The sequence below is a fragment of the Streptomyces sp. NPDC107522 genome (assembly GCF_055657525.1).
The window spans coordinates 301,657-322,339 of the sequence record NZ_JBVKAU010000009.1 but is presented as its reverse complement, the minus strand read 5'-3'; the positions used below and the strand labels follow the sequence as shown (position 1 = coordinate 322,339).

The window sequence follows — 20,683 nt, the reverse complement described above, 5'->3', positions numbered from 1 at the left end:
GAGCCCGCGCCACCAACTGCATCGACATGATCGAGTCGCCGCCCAGCTCGAAGAAGCTGTCGTCGACCCCCACCCGCTCCAACCCCAGCAACTCCTCGAACACCCGGCACAGAACCGCCTCCGCCTCCGTCCGCGGCTCCCGCCCGGAGACCCGGCCCGCGAAATCCGGCGCCGACAACGCCCCACGGTCCACCTTGCCGTGACGCGTCACCGGCAAGGCGTCCAACACCACCACCACGGCAGGCACCAAGTACTCCGGCAACACGCTCGCCACGTACTCCCGCACCTGCCGGCCCTCCACCGCCGACCCGTCGGTCACCACGTAACCGATCAGCCGCCGCTCACCCGGCCGCTCCTGCGGAGCCGTCACCACGGCCTGGACCACCGAGGGATGCGCGGCGAGGGCCGCCTCCACCTCGCCCAGCTCCACCCGGAACCCACGGATCTTCACCTGCGCATCGGCACGGCCGACAAAGACCAGGGCACCGTCATCGCTCCACCGCACGAGGTCGCCGGTCCGGTACATCCGCCCGCCCGGCACGAACGGGCACGCCACGAACCTTTCCGCCGACAGACCCGGTCGGCCCCAATACCCCAGTGCCAGGCCCTCACCGGCCACATACAGCTCCCCGGTCACGCCCGGCGGCACCGGCTGCAGGAAGGCGTCCAGCACGTACACCTGCCGGCAGGGCAGCGGGCGTCCGATGGGCAGGACCGACCCCACGGCCTCGCCCGGACGCCAGATCCGCCAGGTCGCGCACAGGGTGGTCTCGGTCGGCCCGTACAAGTGCCGTACCACCACATCCGGGCACGCCTCCCGCACCCGCGCCACCGACGCGGCAGGCACCACGTCCCCGCCCGTCAGCACCTCACGCAACCCCGCGAAGCACTCCGGGGCCTCCCCCGCCAGCACGCGGAAGGAGCCCGCCGTCACATGAACCGAGCTCACACCGTCCGCGACGTATGCCCGCATCCGTTCGGCATCCACCACACCGGGCCCGGCGATCACCACCCGCCCGCCCGCGGCCAACGGCACCCACACCTCGAACAGCGACACGTCGAACGCATGCGGCGCATGCATCAGCACCACGTCATCCGGACCCACATGCCACTCACGCTCGCCGACCAGCGCCGCCACACTCCCGTGCGGCACCGCCACGCCCTTCGGCACCCCGGTCGACCCGGACGTGTACATCACATACGCCACGTCAGCCGGACCGACGCGAACCGCAGGCACATCCGCGGAAGCCGCCCCCTCACCCATGACAGCGGGCTCGTCCACCACCACGACCCGTGCACCGGCGATCTCCGGCACCACCGCACGCGTCGCATGCGAGCACACCACCACCGCCGGAGCACAGTCCGCCGACACCAGGGCCACCCGCTCGGCCGGAGAGCCGGCATCCACGGGGACATACGCCGCTCCGGCCCGCCACACGCCCAGGAGCGTCACGACCAGATCCGCGGACCGCTCCATCACCACCGCGACCCGGTCACCACGGCCCACACCCGCGCCCGCCAGGTACGACGCCAGCCGGCCGGATGCCGCCCACAACTCCCCGTACGACAGCGACCGGTCACCGTCCACGAGCGCCACCGCACCCGGCGCGACCCGCACCCGCCGCGCAACCAGCTCCGGCACCGAACCGGCCGGAACCCCACCTGCCGTGGCCCCCCAGCCCTCCAGCACCAGGCCACGCTCGGGACCGGTCAGCACGCCCATCCGGCCCACCAGGACCGAGGGATCCTCGACCAGTTGCTCCAGAACCCGCGCGAGGATGCCGCCCAGTGCCTCGCCGAGCTGCTCGTCGACGAGGTCGGGCTGGTAGGTCACGTCGACGCGGAGGCGTTCGTCGGGGGCGATGCCGACCGACAGCGGGTAGTGAGTGGCCTGGCGTGCCTCCACGGAGGCGAAGGTGACGGTGTCCGCGGCGGGCTGCTGCCGGCCGGTGCGCGGGTAGTTCTCGTAGACGAGGAGCGTGTCGAAGGTCGCTCCGGGGCCGGCCGCGTTCTGGATGTCGGCTAGGCCGAGGTGCTGATGCGGCATCAGTGCGGTGTGGTGGTCCTGGAGTTCGGCGAGCATTCGCAGCACCGGTTGTGCGCCGTCGAGGCGCACCCGCACGGGGACGGTGTTGATGAACAGGCCGATCGCGGACTCGGACCCCGGCAGTTCCGGTGGGCGGCCGGCCACGGTCGCGCCGAACACGACGTCCGTGCGGCCGGTCAGCCGGGCCAGCACCAGCACCCAGACGCCCTGGACGACGGTGTTCAGGGTGAGGCCGTGGGTGCGTGCCAGGTCGGTGAGTGCGGCGGTCGTCTCCGTGGAGAGGTGGACGGACCGCCGCGTCGGTGTTGCCGTACCGGGGGTCGCGGTCGTCGCCGCGGCGACGAGCGTGGGCTCCTCGGCGTCGGCGAGCTCGGTGTGCCAGGCGGCTCGGGCGGCGTCCTTGTCCTGGCGGGCCAGCCATGCCAGGTAGTCGCGGTACGAGGTGACCGGGGCGAGGGACGACGCGTCGCCGTTCGCCTCGTAGATCGTGGCGAGTTCGTCCAGCAGGACGGGCAGGGACCAGCCGTCGAGCAGGATGTGGTGGCTCGTCAGGACGAGGCGGTGCCGGCGGGCGCCGAGCCGTACGAGGAGCAGACGCAGCAGCGGGGCGACCGCCGGGTCGATCCGTCGGGCCCGCTCGCCCCGCACGAGGCGGTCGAGCTCGGCGTCCGCGGCGGCTTCCGTGTGGTCCGACAGGTCGGCCTCGGTCCACGGCAGTGTCACCTCCCGCATGACGAGCTGCACTGCTTCGCCGGAGGCGCGCCGGTGGAAGCTCGCCCGGAGGGCGGGGTGGCGGGCGACGAGCGCCTGCCACGATGCCCGTAGCAGGGCCGCGTCCAGCGGGCCGTCGACGGACAGGACGGACTGCACGGTGTAGATGTCGGGGTGGTCCTGCCCGTCGAAGTCGGCGTGGAAGAGCAGGCCCTGCTGCAACGGCGACAGCGGCCATACCTCCGCGAGGGCGGACCTCTGGGCAGCGGATCCTTGACCGGCCGTGGGTGCCTTCACAGCGACCGTCCTCCTTCGAGTCCTTCGAATCCCTGGATTCCTTCAAGTCCTTCGAGCGGGCCGGGCGGGCCGCCGGGCCCGGCCAGTTGTGCCGCGATCGCCTCGAACTCCTCGACCTCGTCCTGGGCGAGGTCGACGAGGGTGAAGTCGGACGGGGTGTGTCCGCCCGCGGTGGGGTCCGCGGTGTGGCCGGCCAGGGCGGTGAGCAGGTCCAGCCAGGTGCGGCCGAGCCGGTCGGCCGCCGCCTCGTCGAGGACCGCGCCGGGCCAGCTGAGCGTGAGGGCGAGCTCGGGTCCGTCGGGGGTGTCGCGGACGGCGGCGGCGGCTTCGACGACGTGGGCCGCGGGCAGGTCGGGGGCGGCCGAGCCGCCGACGGGTGTCTGTCCTGCCAGCTGCCAGGGGTCCACGGTCCCGGTGCTGGGGGCGGTGGAGAAGCGGCCCAGGTAGTTGAAGCCGACCTGGGGGCTGGGCAGTGCGGCGAGGATGGGGGCGGTCTCGGGGCCCAGGTGGCGCAGCAGGCCGTAGCCGAGGCCGTCGCCGGGTATCGCCCGGGCCTGTTCCTTGACCGTCTTCAACAGGGCGCCGACGGCCGGTCCGCCGGCCAGTGCCTGGTCGAGGTCGACCCGTGCGAGGTCGAGGCGTACGGGGTGCACGCTGGTGAACCAGCCCACGGTGCGCAGCAGGTCCGCGCCGCCGAGCGGGTGGCGTCCGTGGCCTTCCACGTCGACGAGGACGATGCCGGTCCCGTCGCCGGAGTGACGTGCGGCGCCCGCGGGCGCTTCGGCGGTGAGGTGGGGGCGGACGAGGCGGACGGCGCCCGCCAGGGTGGACAGGAGTACCTCGTGGACGCCGCAGTGGAACAGGAGCGGGGTCTCGCCGACCAGGGTGCGGGCCTGCCGTGCGGGCACCGTCCACCTCGCGCGGCGCACGGTGGCCGCGGTGTCCCGGAGCGGGTCGAGGTTCCGCCTGCCCAAGGGGGGTTCCGCGTGGGCCACCACGGCGCCCCAGCCCTCGAGTTCGGCGGTGCGTTCCGGTTCGCTGGCCTGTCCGGCGAGCAGGCTGGCCCAGCGCCGGAACGACGTGCCCACCGGGTCCAGGGCGGGTTCCCGGCCGGACGCGGCGGCCTCGCAGGCGGACCGCAGATCGGGGACGAGGATCCGCCAGGACACGCCGTCGACGGCCAAGTGGTGCACGGCCAGGACCAGTCGGCCGGTGCGTGCGGGCCCGGCGTCCAGCCAGACCGCCCGGACCATGACGCCGGACGACGGTTCCAGGAGCCGTACCGCCTCGCGTGCGGCCCGGTCCGCGGCCTCGTCCAGGTCCGGCTCGGCCACCTGGGTCGCGTCGGTCCTGGTGACCAGTTCCGCCGCGGACACCGCTCCCTTCTCGCGTACGACGAGGCGGGTTTCCGGCCCGGTTCCGTCGGTGCGGGCGCGCAGCATGTCGTGGGTGTCGAGCAGGGCCCGCAGGCCTGCCGTCAGCGCCTCGGTGCCCAGTCCGGCGGGTGCGCCGAGGGTCACCCACTGGGCGAAGCCCCGGCCGGTGACGCGCTCGCCGAGGGCCCGCATCACCGGGGTCCACGGCACCTCGCCCACGCCGATGTCCCAGGCGGGTTCCTGTCCGGTGCCGAGCCGGGCGACGGGTGCGAGGTCCGCCGCCGTCGGGCGCTCGAAGACGTCCTGTGCGGTGAAGGACACGCCGGCCCTGCGCGCACGGCTGACCAGTTGCATTGAGGTGATGGAGTCGCCGCCGAGGCGGAAGAAGTTGTCGTCGGCGCCGACCCGTTCCAGGCCGAGCACCTCGGCGAACAGGGTGCAGAGGATCTCCTCCGCCGCGCCCTCGGGGGCACGTCCCACGGCGCGTTCGGCGAAGTCGGGGGCGGGCAGGGCCGCGAGGTCGGTCTTGCCGTTCGGCGTGACCGGCAGGGTGTCCAGCACCACGACGGCTGCGGGCACCATGGCGGCGGGCAGGATGCCGGCGACGGCCTCACGGACCGACTCGCCGTCCAGGAGCCGCCCTTGAGACGTCCTTTGATACGTCCTTCGATAAGCCCTTTGGGAGGTCCTTTGAGACGTCGCGGAGGCGGCGCCGTCCGGGGCCGGGGTCACGTACCCGACCAGGCGCCCCTCGCCCCTGCCGTCCCTCCGCAGTGCCACCACGGCGCGGCCGACGCCCGGGTGTGCGGCGAGCACCGCCTCGATCTCGCCGGGCTCCACGCGGAACCCGCGCACCTTCACCTGTGCGTCGGCCCGCCCCTCATGGACGAGGTCTCCGGTGCGGGTCCGGCGTACCAGGTCGCCGGTGCGGTACATGCGCTCGCCGGGTGTGAACGGGCAGGCCACGAACCGCTGGGCCGTCAGCCCGGGCCGGTCCAGGTAGCCGCGGGCCAGACCGGCGCCGGCGAGATACAGCTCGCCGACCGTGTCGGGACCCACCGGCTGCAGGAAGCCGTCCAGCACATAGGCGGCGGTGCGGGCGATCGGACGGCCCGTCGTGGGCGGGTCCTCGGCGCGCAGCGGGCGGCTCACCGTCGACGTGACCGCGGCCTCGGTGACCCCGTACTCGCTGTGCACGTCACGTCCGGTGACCGTCCAGCGGCGCCGCAGGTCGTCGGGCGCGGCCTCGCCACCGATGATCAGCACGCGCAGAGCGGGCAGATGTGTGGGCGGGAGCTGCGCGAGCATCGTCGGCGTCATCGCCACGTGGGTCACGCGGGCGGCGCGCATCAGGCGTACGAGGTCCTCTCCGGTCGCGTGCCGCCGTGCGGGCGGGGCGAGCACGAGGCGCCCGCCCGCGCACAGCACCGGCCAGATGTCCGCCATCGACACGTCGAAGCTGGGCGAGACGACTTGCAGGACCCGGCTGGAGGCGTCCATCGCATAGCGCCGCGCGTGGTCGGTGACGAGGTTGCGCAGGGCGCCGTGCGGAACGACCACGCCCTTGGGGGTGCCGGTCGAACCGGACGTGTAGATCGTGTAGGCGGCGTGCGCAGGCCGCAGCGGCGCCCGGCGGTCCCGCTCGGTCACGGGTCCGTCGGCGTGCCCGGCGATCGCCCGTGCCGTGCCGGGGTCGTCGAGGACCACGACGTGGCCCGGATACTCCGGTGGTACGGCGTCCCGGGTCGCGCGGGTGCACACCACGACCGGCGGAGCGACGTCGTCGAGCATCAGGCGCAGCCGCGCCGGGGGATGCCCGGGGTCGAGCGGTACGTGGACGCCGCCCGCCAGCGACACGGCCAGCAGCGCCACGATCAGTTCGACGGAGCGGTCGGCCAGGACGGCGACCCGGCACTCCGGCCCGACGTCCCTGCCGATGAGGTAGCGGGCGAGGCGGGCCGACCCCGCGGTCAGCTCGGCGTAGGTGAGGGTCCGCCCGTCCGCCTCCAGGGCCACGTCGCCGGCCGCTTCGACGGCCCGGCGCGTGAAGGCGTCGGGCACCAGGGCGTCGTCGTGGGTGCCGGAGTCGTGGGTGCCTGAGTGGCCGGTCTCCTCCGCCGCGCGGGCGCGCGCCAGGGCGAGTGCGCGCTCGCCGGAGCCCAGGACGGCGACGCGTCCCAGTGGCTGCGCCGGGTCGGCCGTCATCTGCTCCAGTACCCGGGTGAGTTGGCGGACCAGTTCGGCGACGCGTTCGGGTGCGATCACGTCCGGGCGGCCGACGAGGTGTCCGCGCAGCCGCTCGTCGGGTACCACGATCAGCGCCAGCGGGTAGTGGCCCCGGTCCTGGGGCTCCCCGACGGGCCGCATGGTCAGCGCGGTCGCGGGGGCGGCGGGCGCGGCCGGGGCCTCGGGCAGGTTCTCGAATACAACGAGTGTGTCGAAGACCGCTCCGTCGCCGGCGGTCCTGCGGATCTCCTGCAGGCCCATGTGCTGGTGCGGCATGAGGGAGACGTGGTGGTCCCGCAGATCGGTCAGCAGTTCGGCGACCGGCCGGTCGGGCGTCAGGGCGGCGCGGACGGGCACGGTGTTGATGAACGGTCCGACGATCGACTCGATGCCCGGCAGGTCGGCGTGGCGGCCGGCCACCGTCGTGCCGAAGACGACGTCCGTGCGTCCCACGAGCCGGGCGAGAACCAGCGCCCACGCGGCCTGGAGCACGGTGTTGACCGTCACGCCCCGGTCGCGCGCCAACCTGCCGAGGGCATCCGTGAGTTGGTCGCTGAACTCGAACGACACCGGGCGGGGCACGACCGGTGCCCGGACGGCCTCCTCGGGCACCACCAGCGTGGGCTCCCCGGCTCCGGCGAGCGCCGACCGCCAGGCGCGGCGTGCCGACTCCCGGTCCTGCCGGGCCAGCCACGCCAGGTAGGCGCGGTAGGAGGTCGCGGCGGGCAGCGTTCGTCCGTCGCCGCCGGCGGCGTACACCTCGGCCAGCTCCTCGAAGACGACCGACATCGACCAGCCGTCGAGGAGGGTGTGATGGCTCGTGATGACCTGGTGGTGACGGTGTTCGCCGAGCCGGATCAGGAGCAACCGCAGCAGCGGGGCCGCCGCGAGGTCGAACCGTTCGGCCTTCTCCGCCTCGGCGAGCCGTGCGGCCTCGGCCTCCGCCTCGGGGCCGGGCAGCGTCGACACGTCGGCCGTACGCCACGGCAGGGGCACCTCCCGTGCGATGGCCAGCACCTGTTCGCCGGAGGCGCGCTGGGCGAAGGCGGCGCGCAGGACGGGGTGCCGGTCCAGGAGCACCTGCCAGGATGCGCGCAGCCGCGCCACGTCCAGCGGTCCGTCGAGGGCGAGGACGCGCTGGCTCGCGTACACGTCGGGGCCGGCGTCCTCGAACGTCGTGTGGAAGAGCATGCCTTCCTGGAGCGGTGACAGCGGCCAGACGTCCACGAGGCCGGGCCGCTCGGCACGCAGCCGGGCGAGTTCGTCCGGCGCCAGGTCCGTGACCAGCTGCCCGGTGTCCGGGTCGCCGGTCTCCTCGTGACCGGAGGGCCGCGCCGCGTCGGTGAACGTGGCCACAGCCGCCAGGGCCGCCGGTGTCTCGTTCTCGAACACGTCCTGCGCGGTGCAGAGCACCCCCTCGCGGCGTGCCTGCGCGGCCAGTTGCATCGCCATGATCGAGTCGCCGCCCAGGGCGAAGAAGCTGTCGTCGGCGCCGACCTCGTCCAGTTTCAGTACGGCGGCGAACAGCTCGCACAGCGCGGCCTCGGCGGGTGTCCGTGGGGCACGCCCGGTGGCCTTGCCCGCGAAGTCCGGCGCGGGCAGGGCCGCGCGGTCGACCTTGCCGTTGCGGGTGACGGGCAGGGCGTCCAGGGCGCACACCGCGGCCGGCACCATCGGTTCGGGCAGCAGTCCGGCGACGTGGGCGCGTACGGCGTCGGTGTCCACGCCGTCCGGGCCGTCGGGGCCCTCGGGCACGACGTAGCCGACGAGACGGCGTTCGCCCGGGGTGTCCTCGCGTACGGCGGCCACGGCCTGGGCCACCGACGGATGAGCGGCGAGGGCGGCCTCCACCTCGCCCAGCTCGACCCGGAACCCACGGATCTTCACCTGCGCGTCCGCACGCCCGACGAACACCAGCGCACCGTCATCCGTCGACCGCACGAGGTCGCCCGTCCGGTACATCCGCTCACCCGGCACGAACGGGCACGCCACGAACCGCTCGGCCGACAGGCGGGGTTGAGCCCAGTAACCGCGCGCAAGACCTGCTCCGGCGATGTACAACTCCCCGACCAGGCCGGGCTCCACAGGCCGCAGGAAGGCGTCGAGCACGAAGGCGTGCCGCCCCGGCAGGGCGCGCCCGATGGGCAGCACCGGGCCTGTCGCCCCGCCCGGCCGTATCAAGTGCCAGGTCGCGCACAGGGTGGTCTCGGTGGGCCCGTACAGGTGACGCACTGTCACGTCCGGGCAGGCGTCCCGTACCCGGGCGACCGAGGCGGCGGGCACGACGTCGCCGCCCGTGAGCACCTCGCGCAGCCCGGTGAGGCTCTCCGGCTCCTGGTCGGCGAGGACCCGGAACGTGCCCGCCGTCAGATGCAGCCGCGTCACGCCCTCGGACACGTACGCGCGCACCCGGTGCGCATCGACGGGCCCCGGCTCGGCGACGACCACCCGGGCACCCGCGGCCAGCGGAACCCACACCTCGTACAGGGAGGCGTCGAAGGCGTGCGGCGCGTGCATCAGCACCGCGTCGTCGGGGGTCATCCGCCAGCCGCGCTCGCCGACCAGCGCGGCCACGCCGGCGTGCGGTACGGCCACGCCCTTCGGTGCGCCTGTCGACCCCGAGGTGTACATCACGTAGGCGACGTCGTGGGGGCTCGCCGGGATGGAGGGAGCGCCGTCGTCGACGGCCGGCTCCCCGATGGTGGCAGGGCCGTCGAACATCACCACCCGGGCGCCGCTCTCCGGCACCGTGGCACGCGTCGTCCCGGCGCACACCACGACGGACGCGGCACAGTCGGTGAGGACCCGCGCCACCCGTTCGGCCGGATGGCCCGGGTCCACGGGGACATACGCGGCCCCGGCCCGCCACACCCCGAGCAGCGCCACCACCAGATCAGCGGACCGCTCCATCACGACGGCGACCCGATCACCGCGGCCCACGCCCGCGCCCACCAGACGCCGGGCGACCTGCCCGGACCGGCGCCACATCTCGCCGTACGTCACAGAACCCGCGCCATCGGTGAGGGCCACCGCGTCGGGGCGGCGCAGCGCCTGACCGGCGATCAGCTCGGGCACCAGCGGTGCCTGCACGGGCTCGGGCGCCGGGGAGGCGGCGGGCTCGGGCGACGCGGAAGCGACAGGCTCGGGACCGGCCTCGGCGGCGGACCGTGCGCGGGCCGCGGCGACGGAGACAGGGCGGGTCCCGGCGACGGGGACGGGGCGGGTCGCCGCGTCGATCCGGCCGATCGGCGCGGCCGGGTCCGTCACGAGGCGTTCCAGGAAGCGCACCAGCGACCGGTGGCTCCCCTGCACCCAGTCCTGGTCGTACTTCGCGGGGTTGGCCTCCAGGGAGACGGCCATGCCCTGGTCGTCGGACCAGCCGCCCACCACCACGCTCAGCTCCTCGACGCGGCGGTTCGACAGGTCGCGGACGATGCCCCGGCAGTCGCCGAAGCGGAGGTTCTCGCCGAGGGGCAGGATGTTGACGAAGGGGCCGAAGTGCCAGCGTCCGCCTTCCGGCCAGGCCAGTTCGCGGCGCAGTCGCTCGCCGCGGAACCGCTGGTGCTTGAGCAGGCCGGCGGTTTCGGGCCCGGCCGCGCGGGCCAGGTCGTCGAGGCTCATGGCCGGGGTGGCGGGCAGCCGGAAGGGCAGGACGTTCGCCATCGTGCACGGCGTGCGCCGGCCCGCGGCCGTCAGACGTGCGGCGACCGGCAGGCTCAGTACGGCCTCGTCGGCGCCCGTCATCCGGCAGGTGAACGCGCCCACCGCCGCGACGACCAGCCGGGGCCAGCTCACCTTGGCGCGGGCCGCGGCCTCGTGCAGGGCACGCACGGCGGGCGGCGGCATGTGACCGGCGGCCAGCACGGGGCCGTCGGGGGCGGCGGGGCGGTGACCCGGGATGGCGGCGAGTTCCGGTCGGTCCGCGTAGTGGTCGTGCCAGTAGCGGCGGTCCCGCGTGTACTCCTCGGACTCGCGGTACGCCGACTCCTGCGCCAGCAGCTCGCGCAGCGGCGCGTGGCCGACGGGACGGGCCTGCTCTCCACGCAGCTTCGCCGTGTACAGCTCGGCGACGCGGCGTGCCATGAGAGAGCAGCCGAAGCCGTCCATCAGGAGGTGGTTGTAGCGCTGGTACCAGACGTGCCGGCCGGGGGCGAGGGTGAGCAGCGCGTACGCGAACAGGCCGCTGTCTGCGGAGTGTGCGGTCCGGCGCAGCTCCGCGCGCATCCATGCCTCGGCGGCGGACCACGGGTCCTCGTGCGCGGTGAGGTCGACCCTCGTCAGGCCCAACTCCGGCACCGGACCGACCAGCTGGGCCACACCGCCGCCGGGTTCCTCCACGAACCGCACGCGCAGGATCTCGGTCTCCTCGACGGCCCGACGCAGCGCGTCCTCGAAGGCCCCGGTATGCAGCGGCCCGAGGATCTCGACGTGCTGGCCGATGGTGTAGAAGCCGCGAGAGCTCTCGATGCGCTGGGCCAGCCAGATCCCCTCCTGGCTCTCGGACAAGGTCAGGGTGGAATCCGCTTCGTTGCTCATCGCTCTCCCTTCAGCGGCGCGGCGTGCGGGTCTCGTGGGTGTGCGACGGGGGACGGTCGTCGGGCCCGGATGGAACGGTGTGCGGTCCTGCAACGCCCTTTAGGGGCGCGGGGAACTGCGCGACCAGCCACGAGGACCCGCAGACGCCTGACGGCACATCGCGGCACCTCCATCGGCGCATCGCGGCCCACGCAGCGGAGCGCTAGGGCATCGGCCCCGTCCCGAGCACCGGACCGCCGCCGATGACCGGGCCGTCCCCGAGCGTCATGATCTGCGGCCGCCCGCGAACCCCGTGGCGTCCATCCGAGCCTTCGTCCGCGGCGAGCGGCCCCGCCCCGTTGGCCCCGCCACGCGGCCGGTCGAACTGCGTGCGGTAGAGCTCCGCGTACAGTCCCCCCGCCGCCAGCAGCTCCTCGTGCGTGCCGCGTTCGCGCACCCGCCCCCCGTCGATGACGAGGATCTGGTCGGCTTCGCGGATGGTGGACAGGCGGTGTGCGATGACCAGGGAGGTCCGATCGCGCAGGGCGGTGGTCAGCGCGCGCTGGACGGCCGCCTCGGACTCGGAGTCCAGATGGGCGGTGGCCTCGTCCAGGATGACGACGGAGGGTGCCTTGAGCATGAGCCTGGCCAGGGCGAGCCGTTGTTTCTCGCCGCCCGAGAGGCGGTAGCCGCGGTCGCCGACGACGGTGTCGAGGCCGCTGGGCAGCGAGCGGATCAACTCCCCTATCTGCGCCGCGTCACAGGCCCGCATGAGGTCCTGCTCGGTGGCGTCGGGGCGGGCGTACGACAGGTTCGCGCGGATGGTGTCGTGGTAGAAGTGCGCGTCCTGGGTGACCACTCCGACGGTGTCGCGCAGGGAGTCGAGGGTGACGTCCCGCAGGTCGTGGCCGTCCATGCGGACGGTGCCCGAGGTGGGGTCGTAGAGGCGGGACACCAGATGCGTGATGGTCGTCTTGCCGCCGCCCGACGGGCCGACGAGAGCGGTGAGCCGGCCGGACGGCAGCTCGAAGGACAGCTCGTGCAGCACTTGCGGACCGGCCTTCGAACGCGACTCGGGGGACTGGACGTTGGCCTCCAGCGACGCCAGGGACACCTCGCTCGCGGCCGGGTAGCGGAAGGACACCCGGTCGAACTCGATGCGCGGCGCGGGGCCGGTCCCCGGCGGCGGCAGGGCGGTCGCCCCGGGCTTCTCCTCGATGAGCGGCTTGAGATCGAGCAGTTCGAAGAGGCGGTCGAAGCTGACCAGCGCGGTCAGGGCGTTCGCCTGCATGCCCGACAGCTGGGTGATGGGGCCGTACAGCCGGCCGAGGAGTACGGCGAGGGCGACGAGGGTGCCGATCTGGAACACGTCGTCCAGGACGAGGGCGCCGCCGGCCCCGTACACCAGGGCCGTCGCGAGCGCGGCGAGCAGGCCCATGGAGATGAAGGACAGCCGGCTGAACACGGTCCACTTCACGCCGACGTCGCGCACCTTGCCGGCCCGCGCCGAGAAGGCGGCGGCCTCCGCCCGCGGGCGGCCGTACAGCTTGGCAAGCATCGCGCCGCTCACGTTGAACCGCTCCTGGACGACGCCGGCCAACTCCGCGTTGGACTGCATCTGTTCCCTGGAGTAGCGCTGCAGGCGCCGGCCGACGTAGATGCCCGGCACGGCGAACAGCGGGAGCAGGGCCACGGCGATCAGGGTGATGAGCCAGGACAGGTAGAACATCTCGGCGAGGACCAGGAGCACGGTCAGCACACTGGTCGCCGAGGTCAGCAGCAGGCCGAGGGCCTGCTGGGCCAGCATGACGTCCGCGTTGAGCCTGCTGGTGAGCAGCCCCGTCTGGGTGCGGGTGAAGAACGCCATGGGCTGACGCTGGACGTGGGTGAAGGTCCGGACGCGCAGATCGTGGCTGACCCCCTGGCCGATCCGGCCGGAGAAATAGCTCTGCCCGAGCTGCATCACCGCGTCGACCACGGCGAGCCCGGCTGCGGTGAGGGCCAGCGCGGTGACGAGCCCCAGGTCGTCCTTGAGGATTCCCTCGTCGACGATCTCCTTGAGCAGCAGCGGTGTCGCCACGATGACGAGCGAGTCGACCACGGTGGTGAGCAGCAGGAACAGCAAGGAGCGCCGGTGCGGGCGCATATAAGTGAGCGCGCGGCGCGCGGTGCCGGGCCGCAGGGACTCCCTCTTCTTCTTGCTGTCGGACGAATTCGGGTCTCCGACGGTAATTCCACCAGGACCTTGACTGATTAACACGCGACGGAAACCTCCTGGGCTCACGTAATTCCATCGGCTTCACACGTACCGAGGACACTACCGTTCTGGATTTACCCCGAACAGGCCCGCCGATAGGCAATCCAACCGGTCACGGAGACACCGAAAGAAGGCATGCCAAAATTCCCGGGGACTCGGAAATCCCCGGGTGCGTGAATTCACCGGAAAAGGGGTCGGGGCCGGGCCGCGAGGGGTTCTCCCGCGCGGCCCGACTGTCCGACCGGGCGAATCGGGCAGTTGGACACCCGATGGCGCGCTAAGCCGTCTCGGCGACCTTCCGCTGCACCCTCACCGCGAACTCCGCCCACATCTCGGCGCATTCCTTGGCGAGGTGGGCGACGGCCGCGCCGCAGTGCGGCGGGACCCGGTCGGCGATCCTCTCCCATTCCTCCGTGTCGAGGGTGTGGAGGTTCAGCAGCCGCAGCAGGATGCGCCCGGTCTCGCTGAACCGCAGCGCCGGATCCGCCTTCAGCCGCTCCACGAGCGCGGCCCGGTCCTGTGCCGACGCGCGCGGGGCCACGCCGACGGGGCCGAGGGGCCCACGGCTTGCGCCCTCCTCGCGGTGCGGCTGCCTTCTGCCCTGCGGCTGCGGGTCCTCTCCGCGCATCATGCGGTTGCGTACGTCACGGACCGTCTCGGGCGAGATACGGGCGGCCCGGGCCACCTGACGCAGCGACAGGCTCGGGTTCTCGGCGATGATCTCGCTGGCCAGCCTGCGGCCCTCGGCGCCGCTGACCGGGCGGACCCGGCCGTCCTGGCCGATCCTGCTCGTCCCCCCCGCCTCGCCGTGCTGCGACTGCCGGCGGATCTCGGCCACGGTCCCCGGCGCGATACCGGTGACCGAGGCGATCATGCGGTCCGACCACTGCGGATGCGTGCCGATGATCCGGTCGGCGGCGCGCTTGCGGTCCGCGGTCGTCAGCGGCAGCCCGTGGGCGATGTTGGACTCCACGGCCAGCACGAAGGCGTCGGCCGCGTCGCCGTCGAAGAACCTGGCGGCGATCTTGCGCCGGCCGCGCAGCTGCGCGGCACGTACCCGGTGCAGCCCGTCGATGATCCGCATCGTCGGGCGGTGCACGGTGATCGGTGGCAGCGGTGTCTGCACCGCGGCCAGAGCTTCCACGTGTTCCTGATCGGCTCCGGAGAGCCTCGGCGAATCGGCCGTCGAAAGGGAGCTGATCTCGACTTCGACGACCATGAGTCGATCGAGGCGCGGGTGCCCAGGTGTCGCCAACTCAATTCCCCCTAGTGACTCGGTCCCGCCGCACGCGCATGCGCAGACGCGCGTGGGCTCACACCGTTCCGCAGTGGAACGTTTCGCCGAGTCCTTAAAACCTGCTGGTGCCCATTGCCACTTCCCCGGTCTGCGTTATCCGGCCGAAAGCGTCTTGGAACGTCTCCCGATGGCCGAACACGATGACCTTAACAACGACTTTCCGGGCTTGGACACCCCTAGGCACCCCTACGGGGTCATTCCTGCCGGGTGACCCCTATGGGGCGGGTGACCCCTATGGGGTCATTCCCGTCCGGTCGTCGTCACACCCGGGTGAGGGCGGGGACCACGGCGTCCTTGCGCAGTGGGAACGCGACCTCGACGACCAGTCCGCCACCCGGCCGGGCGCGGGCGGTGAGCCGGGCGTCGTGGGCGGTGGCGATGGTGCGCACGATGGACAGGCCCAGCCCGTGGTGGCGCTCGTCGGCGGTGCGGCCGAGCCGCTGGAAGGGCTCGAAGAGCCGCTCCACCTGGTCCGGCGGGACCTCGGGTCCCGTGTTGGAGACGGTCACGACCGCATACCGGCCCCGCGTGGCCGTGGTGATCTCCACGCGTCCGCCGGACACGTTGTAGTCCACGGCGTTGTCGACGAGGTTGGCCACCAGGCGCTCCACGAGCGCGGCGTCGCCCGCGACGGGGGCGGGCGCCGTCCTGATCTCCAGGTGGAGGTCGCGCCGGCCGGCCTGCGGGCGCGGGATGGCGACCGCCTGCTCGGCGGCGTCGGCGAGGTCGACCGCGTCACGACGGTCCAGGCCGCGCTCACTGCTGGACAGGGTGAGCAGCGACTCGAGCAGACGCGCCTGCTGCTGACTGATCGCCAGCAGCCGCTCCATGTTCGAGCGGTACGACTCCACGGTGGCGTCGCGGTCCATGAGCGACTCCTCCACCAGCGCGTGCTCCAGGGTGAGCGGCGTGCGCAGTTCGTGCGCGGCGTTGGCGACGAAGCGCCGGTGGGAGTCGAGGGCGACCTCCAGGCGGCCGAGGAGTCCGTCGACGGTGTCGGCGAGGTCCTTCAGCTCGTCGGCGGGCCCGGCGACGGCGAGGCGCTCGTGCACGTTGCGTGCGGAGATACGGCGGATGGAGCCGGTCATCGTGCGCAGCGGCCGCAGGACCCGCCCGGCGACCAGCCAGCCGAGCACGATCGAGATCACCGCCATGATGGCGAGGGCGATGCCGCCCTGCGTCAGCAGGTTCTCCAGGCCCTGCTGGTGCTGGCGGTAGGCGTGTTCCCGCAGGTTCCCCATGCCGGTGCCCGGGCCGATCGGGGTGCCGTCGGTCAGGCCGAGGGAGGGGCCGGAGCCGGGGTCGCGGGTCAGGCGGGACACTTCGCCACCCTCCCTGCCGACGATGACGTTCGACGAGGCATGCATGACGAGCAGGTAGGTGATCGCGAGCAGCACCGCACCGGAGGCGACGAACAGCACGCCGTACAGCAGCGTCAGACGCATCCGGACCCTACGGGGCGTCAGGCGGCGTACGGTCGCGGCGAGCAGACGGGCGGCGCCGGCGAGCGGCGCCGCCGTGGGCTTCGGCAGTCGCATCGTGCCTCAAATCCGGTAGCCGCCCCGGGGGACGGTCTCGATCAGCGGCGGGTCGCCGAGCTTGGGACGCAGCCGGTTGATGGTCGCCTTGACGGTGGTGGTGAAGGGGTCGGCCGCCTCGTCCCACACCCGTTCCAGCAACTCCTCCGCCGACACCACCCGCCCCTGGGCGGCGAGCAGGTACTCCAGGACCGCGAGTTCCTTCGGGGTGAGCGCGAGCCGGCGCGTGGCACGCGTCGCGATCCGTCGCGCCGGGTCGAGGCGCAGATCGCCGTGGACCAGCACCGGCGGCACGGCCGGTTGCGAGCGACGGCCCAACGCACGGATACGGGCGACCAGTTCGGCGTACGCGAAGGGCTTGGGCAGGTAGTCGTCCGCGCCGAGGCTGAGGCCCTCGACCCGGTCGGCGATGGTGCTGGACGCGGTCAGCATCAGCACCCTGGCGTGGACGGGCTCGTCGGCCAGCCGGCTGCACACCTCGTCTCCGTGCACGCCGGGCAGATCCCGGTCCAGGACGACGACGTCGTACTCGACGACCGCCGTGCGCTCCAGCGCGTCCGCGCCGTCGTACACCACGTCCACCGCCATGCCCTCACGGCGCAGCACCCGCGCGACCGACTGCGCGAGTTCGACGTGGTCCTCGACCACCAGCACCCTCATCGACCCCTCCTGGCGTCGGGCCGGGCCGGGCGGCCCGCCTGATCACGCCGCACGACACTGCCCGATCCCCCGTCACGCACCGGTCACAGTCCGCTCCCCTCGGTTCTCCGCGGTTCCCGGTTCCCGGTTCCCGGTTCGCAGGGTACCGACGCGAACTCCGCGTCCACAGGCCCGGATCAGGGCACATCCGTCCCCGCCCGGACTCCTGTGACCCACCGACTCCTGTGACCCGCGCGCGCTTTCGGACCGCGCTGTGACCGTCCGCCCCGTAGAACAACCGGAGCGGAACCGACCGTAAGGCTCGCCCGGCAGGGAGTTGTGACCTCGCAGATGACCGACGGACTCCTCTTCCCGGACCTGTCGCGCCCGGTGTTCTCGAACCGGTCGCGCCGGGTGTTCCGGGACCTGTCACGCCGGGTGACGGGCCGCGCGGTGACGGCGCTTCGCGCGCTGACCGGAGCCCGCCGCGGCGGTGGTGATCTTGGCCATCAGGTCCGTGCGGCGCTGGACGTCCAGTTTTCGGTACGCGCGTGTCAGATGCTGTTCGACCGTGCTCACCGTGATGAACAGCTTGTCGGCGATCTCCCGGTTGGTCAGTCCGCGGGCGGCGAGCGTCGCGACCCGCAGCTCCGCGTCGCTGAGCTCGCCAGGGTGCTGCCGCGGCCGAGCCGCCCCCGTGGCGTCCCGGTCGGAGGGCGTGCCGGGATCGGACGGCGGCGCCTCGGGCGGCGCGGACATGGCCGGCACACCGCATTCGCCGGCCAGCTGGCGCGCTCTGCGGGCCAGGGCGCGGGCCTGCCCGGGGTCGCCCAGCTCGCGGTGGGCTCGGGCCAACTCGTCGGTGGCACGGGCGAGTTCGAGCCGGTGCCCGGTTTCCCGCAGGATCTCCACGGCCTCCCCCAGCAGCGGCAGCCGGCGCGCGGGGGCGAGGGTCCGGGCGAGGACCCGCAGCGACACCCCGCGCGTCCACGCGGCTCCCGGTCCGACCAGCGCGAGCTGTTCCTCGGCCAGGGCGCGGGCACGGCGGCGGTCGCCGAGCGCCAGGTGGGCAAGGGCGGCGTCGGTGCGCCAGGGGACCAGGGCGGGCAGGTCGAGGCCCCAGCCGGTCATGGTGTCGCCGCAGGCGCGGAAGTCGTCGAGCGCCGCGTAGGGGCGTCCGGCCGCGAGGTAGTAGCAGCCGCGCGCCCACAGATAGAGCAGCCCGTCGGGGGTCTGGAACGCCGCCTCGGTCACGGGCACGCCGAGGTGGTCGGCCGCCTCGCCGAGCCGGCCCTTGGCCGTCTTCACGTACACGGCGACGGCGACGAGCGACGCGAGGGCCACGCCCCAGCCCTCGGCGGGTACGAGCGTGTTCGCCGTCCGTACGGACTCCTCGGCGGCGCTCAGCCCGCCCAGCCGCACCTCCATACGGGCCTTCACGGCGGCGAACCGTGCCTGCCACATGGGGGCGCCGCGCTCGGTGGCCTCCTTGAACAGCGTCTCGCACCAGTACGCCGCCTCGTCGAGGTGGTCGGCGAGGACGAGGGAGTCCAGGGTGGCGACGAGCATGGGGACCGTGTGGTCGTCGAGGCGGGTGCCCTGGAGGATCTGTTCCGCCCGCACCACGACGTCGTCCCTGCTTGGGTCGTGGGCCGCCCGGGCCAGGGTCGCCACCCGGTCATGGACGCTGCGCCCGGCCGAGGGCGCCCGCGGCACGTCACCGGTCGCGTCGGGCCGGTCGGCGCGGGGCAGTCCCGGGTAGGTGCGGTCCATCCACAGCCGGATGTCGTCGAGCCGGTGGCGCAGGCCCGCGGCCGCGTCGCCGCGTCCGGCGGTGTGCAGTACAGCGAGTGCCTGGTCGACCTGGCCGAACCACAGCAGGTGCTCGGCCAGTTCGGCGGACTGCCGGGGCCCGAGGCGGCCCGCGAGGGCGGCGGCCGTGAGCTCGGGCAGGTAGCGGGCGCCGATGGCCGGGTTGACGCGCCAGGCGGCCCGGGTCAGCGCGGCCCTGACGTCCAGGGACCGCTCCTCGTCCGTGCAGAGGTCGCGGGCGGCGCGCAGGCAGGACAGCGCCAGGGCGACGTCGTCGTCGGTCAGGGCCCGGTCCGCCGCCTCGATCAGGGTCGGCAGCGCCCACGCGTCGTCGATGCGCTGCGCGAGCATCAGATGCCGTGCGACCACGGTCGCGGCCCTGCCGTGCTCGTGCAGCACCGTGGCGACGCGGGCCTCCAGGCGGCCCCGGTGCGCGGGCTCCATGCTGTGCAGCACGGCGACCCGGCCCGCCTCGTGCCGGAACCAGCCGGAGCCGGGGCCGAGCAGCCCCATCGCGCCGAGGGCGGTCAGGCCGCGGTGCACCGACTCGCGGCCGGCACCCAGGACTTCGGCCAGTTCCGCGGGCGAGGCCTGCGGACCGAGGACGGCGAGCGCCCAGGCGATGTGCCGCAGCGCGGGGTCGACGCGGTACAGGCACGCGGTGACGGCCCGCTCGAAGGCCTCGCCCGGCACACAGGCGTCGTGTCCGCCGTCGTCGCCGTCGGCGAGCGACGCGGCCGTGTCCTCCAGGAGCGCTTTCGTCAGCAGGGGGTTGCCGCCGCCGGTCCGGTGCAGGTGCGTGACGAGCGGGCGCGTCCGCCACCGTTCCCCGCCGTAGGCGCCGACCATGTCGCCGACGCCACGTCGGGTCAGCGGGCCGAGCCGGATATTCCGGCAGCCCGGAAGGCGTAGGAAATCCACCTGGAAGCGGGTGTTGTCGGATAACTCGGTGAAGCTTTCCGCGAGCACCATCAGAATGCGGTTTCCGTTCAGCCTTCGCGCCAGATAGAGAAGGCATTCAAGCGAATCCTGATCTATGTGATGAACATCGTCCACGACGACCATCACGGGCCTTTGCCTTGCCTTTTCAAGGACAATCCCGCACTGCTCGGTGACCACCGCGGCGGGAAGCGACACCCGCGTCCGCCGTCCCGGTCCGGCCATCGCCGCTTCACCCGGCGACCGCGACGCACCGGCCATGTCCTCCTCGGGCGACCCGACTGCGAGCAGCAGTTGCCCCATCACCCCAAGGGGCATGTCGCGCTCCGCGTCCGACGCCGTGGCCTGCAGTAACAGTGCTCCGGCGGCAGTCGCCCGCTCCCCGAAGGCACGCAGCAGCGCGCTCTTCCCGCTCGCGACCGCGCCGCTCACCAACAGCACGCCGCCCTGTCCGGCCATCGCGGCGTCGAACATGCCCTCCATGACCGACAGTTCCTTGTCCCGCTCCACCAAGTTCATGAGCCGACTTATCCCCCAGTCCCGACGGCCGATTCTCGCGCGGTACGGGCGGCCGATCAGACGCAGCCTTTCGGACGGGACCGCCCATCCCTGTGAAGATTCTCCCATAGGGAAAAATCAACTACCAGCCCGATTCGCCGCGGAGAGTTCGGGACGACACTGAATTCACGCCATTCAGCCCGCAAACGGACCACTCAATTCCGAATTGAATGGCGCCTCTTGCACGGTTTTCAGATGGCGAAAATCAACTGACCATTCGGTCGGCCGGCGGCCGGAATGCACCTGACCTGGCACGCTCGCCGGCCCACGCGTCCGCGGACGATCGATCCGCAGGCTCGGGCGCACTGCCGAGGCTGGTACAGACCTCCGGAAGGAACGCTTTCTGTCGGCTTTCGGTCAGCATCGCTTGAACATCCGCGGCGCCCCGCGCGTACGACGGTGCAGTGGCCGTCGGCGGCGCGGAGGCGGCGCCGGGCGCAACCTCAAATGTTGCTCTGAAGGTGCCCGCCC

7 protein-coding genes are annotated in these 20,683 nt (G+C 73.0%); all 7 read right to left on the bottom strand.

All coding sequences use genetic code 11. From position 1 onward, the window contains the following. On the bottom strand, positions 1–3,055 hold a 3,055-nt coding region (locus tag ACZ7L6_RS28190), incomplete at its 3' end, for a non-ribosomal peptide synthetase (protein ID WP_471928580.1). Then, the gene (locus ACZ7L6_RS28185) at positions 3,052–11,193 is read right to left on the bottom strand and encodes an amino acid adenylation domain-containing protein (RefSeq protein WP_471928578.1); all 8,142 of its coding nucleotides are present in this window, start codon (positions 11,191–11,193) and stop codon (positions 3,052–3,054) included. The genes ACZ7L6_RS28185 and ACZ7L6_RS28190, both read right to left, overlap by 4 nt. A 202-nt stretch (positions 11,194–11,395) precedes the next feature. Further along, on the bottom strand, positions 11,396–13,432 hold the full coding sequence (locus tag ACZ7L6_RS28180) for an ABC transporter ATP-binding protein (protein ID WP_471928576.1): 2,037 nt from the start codon (positions 13,430–13,432) through the stop codon (positions 11,396–11,398). Positions 13,433–13,706: 274 nt separating this feature from the next. Beyond that, entirely contained in the window at positions 13,707–14,648 is a 942-nt protein-coding gene (locus ACZ7L6_RS28175) for a ParB/RepB/Spo0J family partition protein (RefSeq protein WP_471928574.1), read from the bottom strand. 338 nt (positions 14,649–14,986) lie between these two features. Beyond that, positions 14,987–16,264, bottom strand: coding sequence for a sensor histidine kinase (locus tag ACZ7L6_RS28170; protein WP_471928572.1), 1,278 nt, complete (start codon positions 16,262–16,264; stop codon positions 14,987–14,989). A gap of 6 nt (positions 16,265–16,270) precedes the next feature. Then, entirely contained in the window at positions 16,271–16,924 is a 654-nt protein-coding gene (locus ACZ7L6_RS28165) for a response regulator transcription factor (RefSeq protein ID WP_471928570.1), read from the bottom strand. Positions 16,925–17,332: 408 nt separating this feature from the next. Further along, positions 17,333–20,173, bottom strand: a complete 2,841-nt coding sequence (locus tag ACZ7L6_RS28160) for a helix-turn-helix transcriptional regulator (RefSeq protein ID WP_471928568.1) — start codon at positions 20,171–20,173, stop codon at positions 17,333–17,335. Between the last annotated feature and the right edge of the window lie 510 nt (positions 20,174–20,683).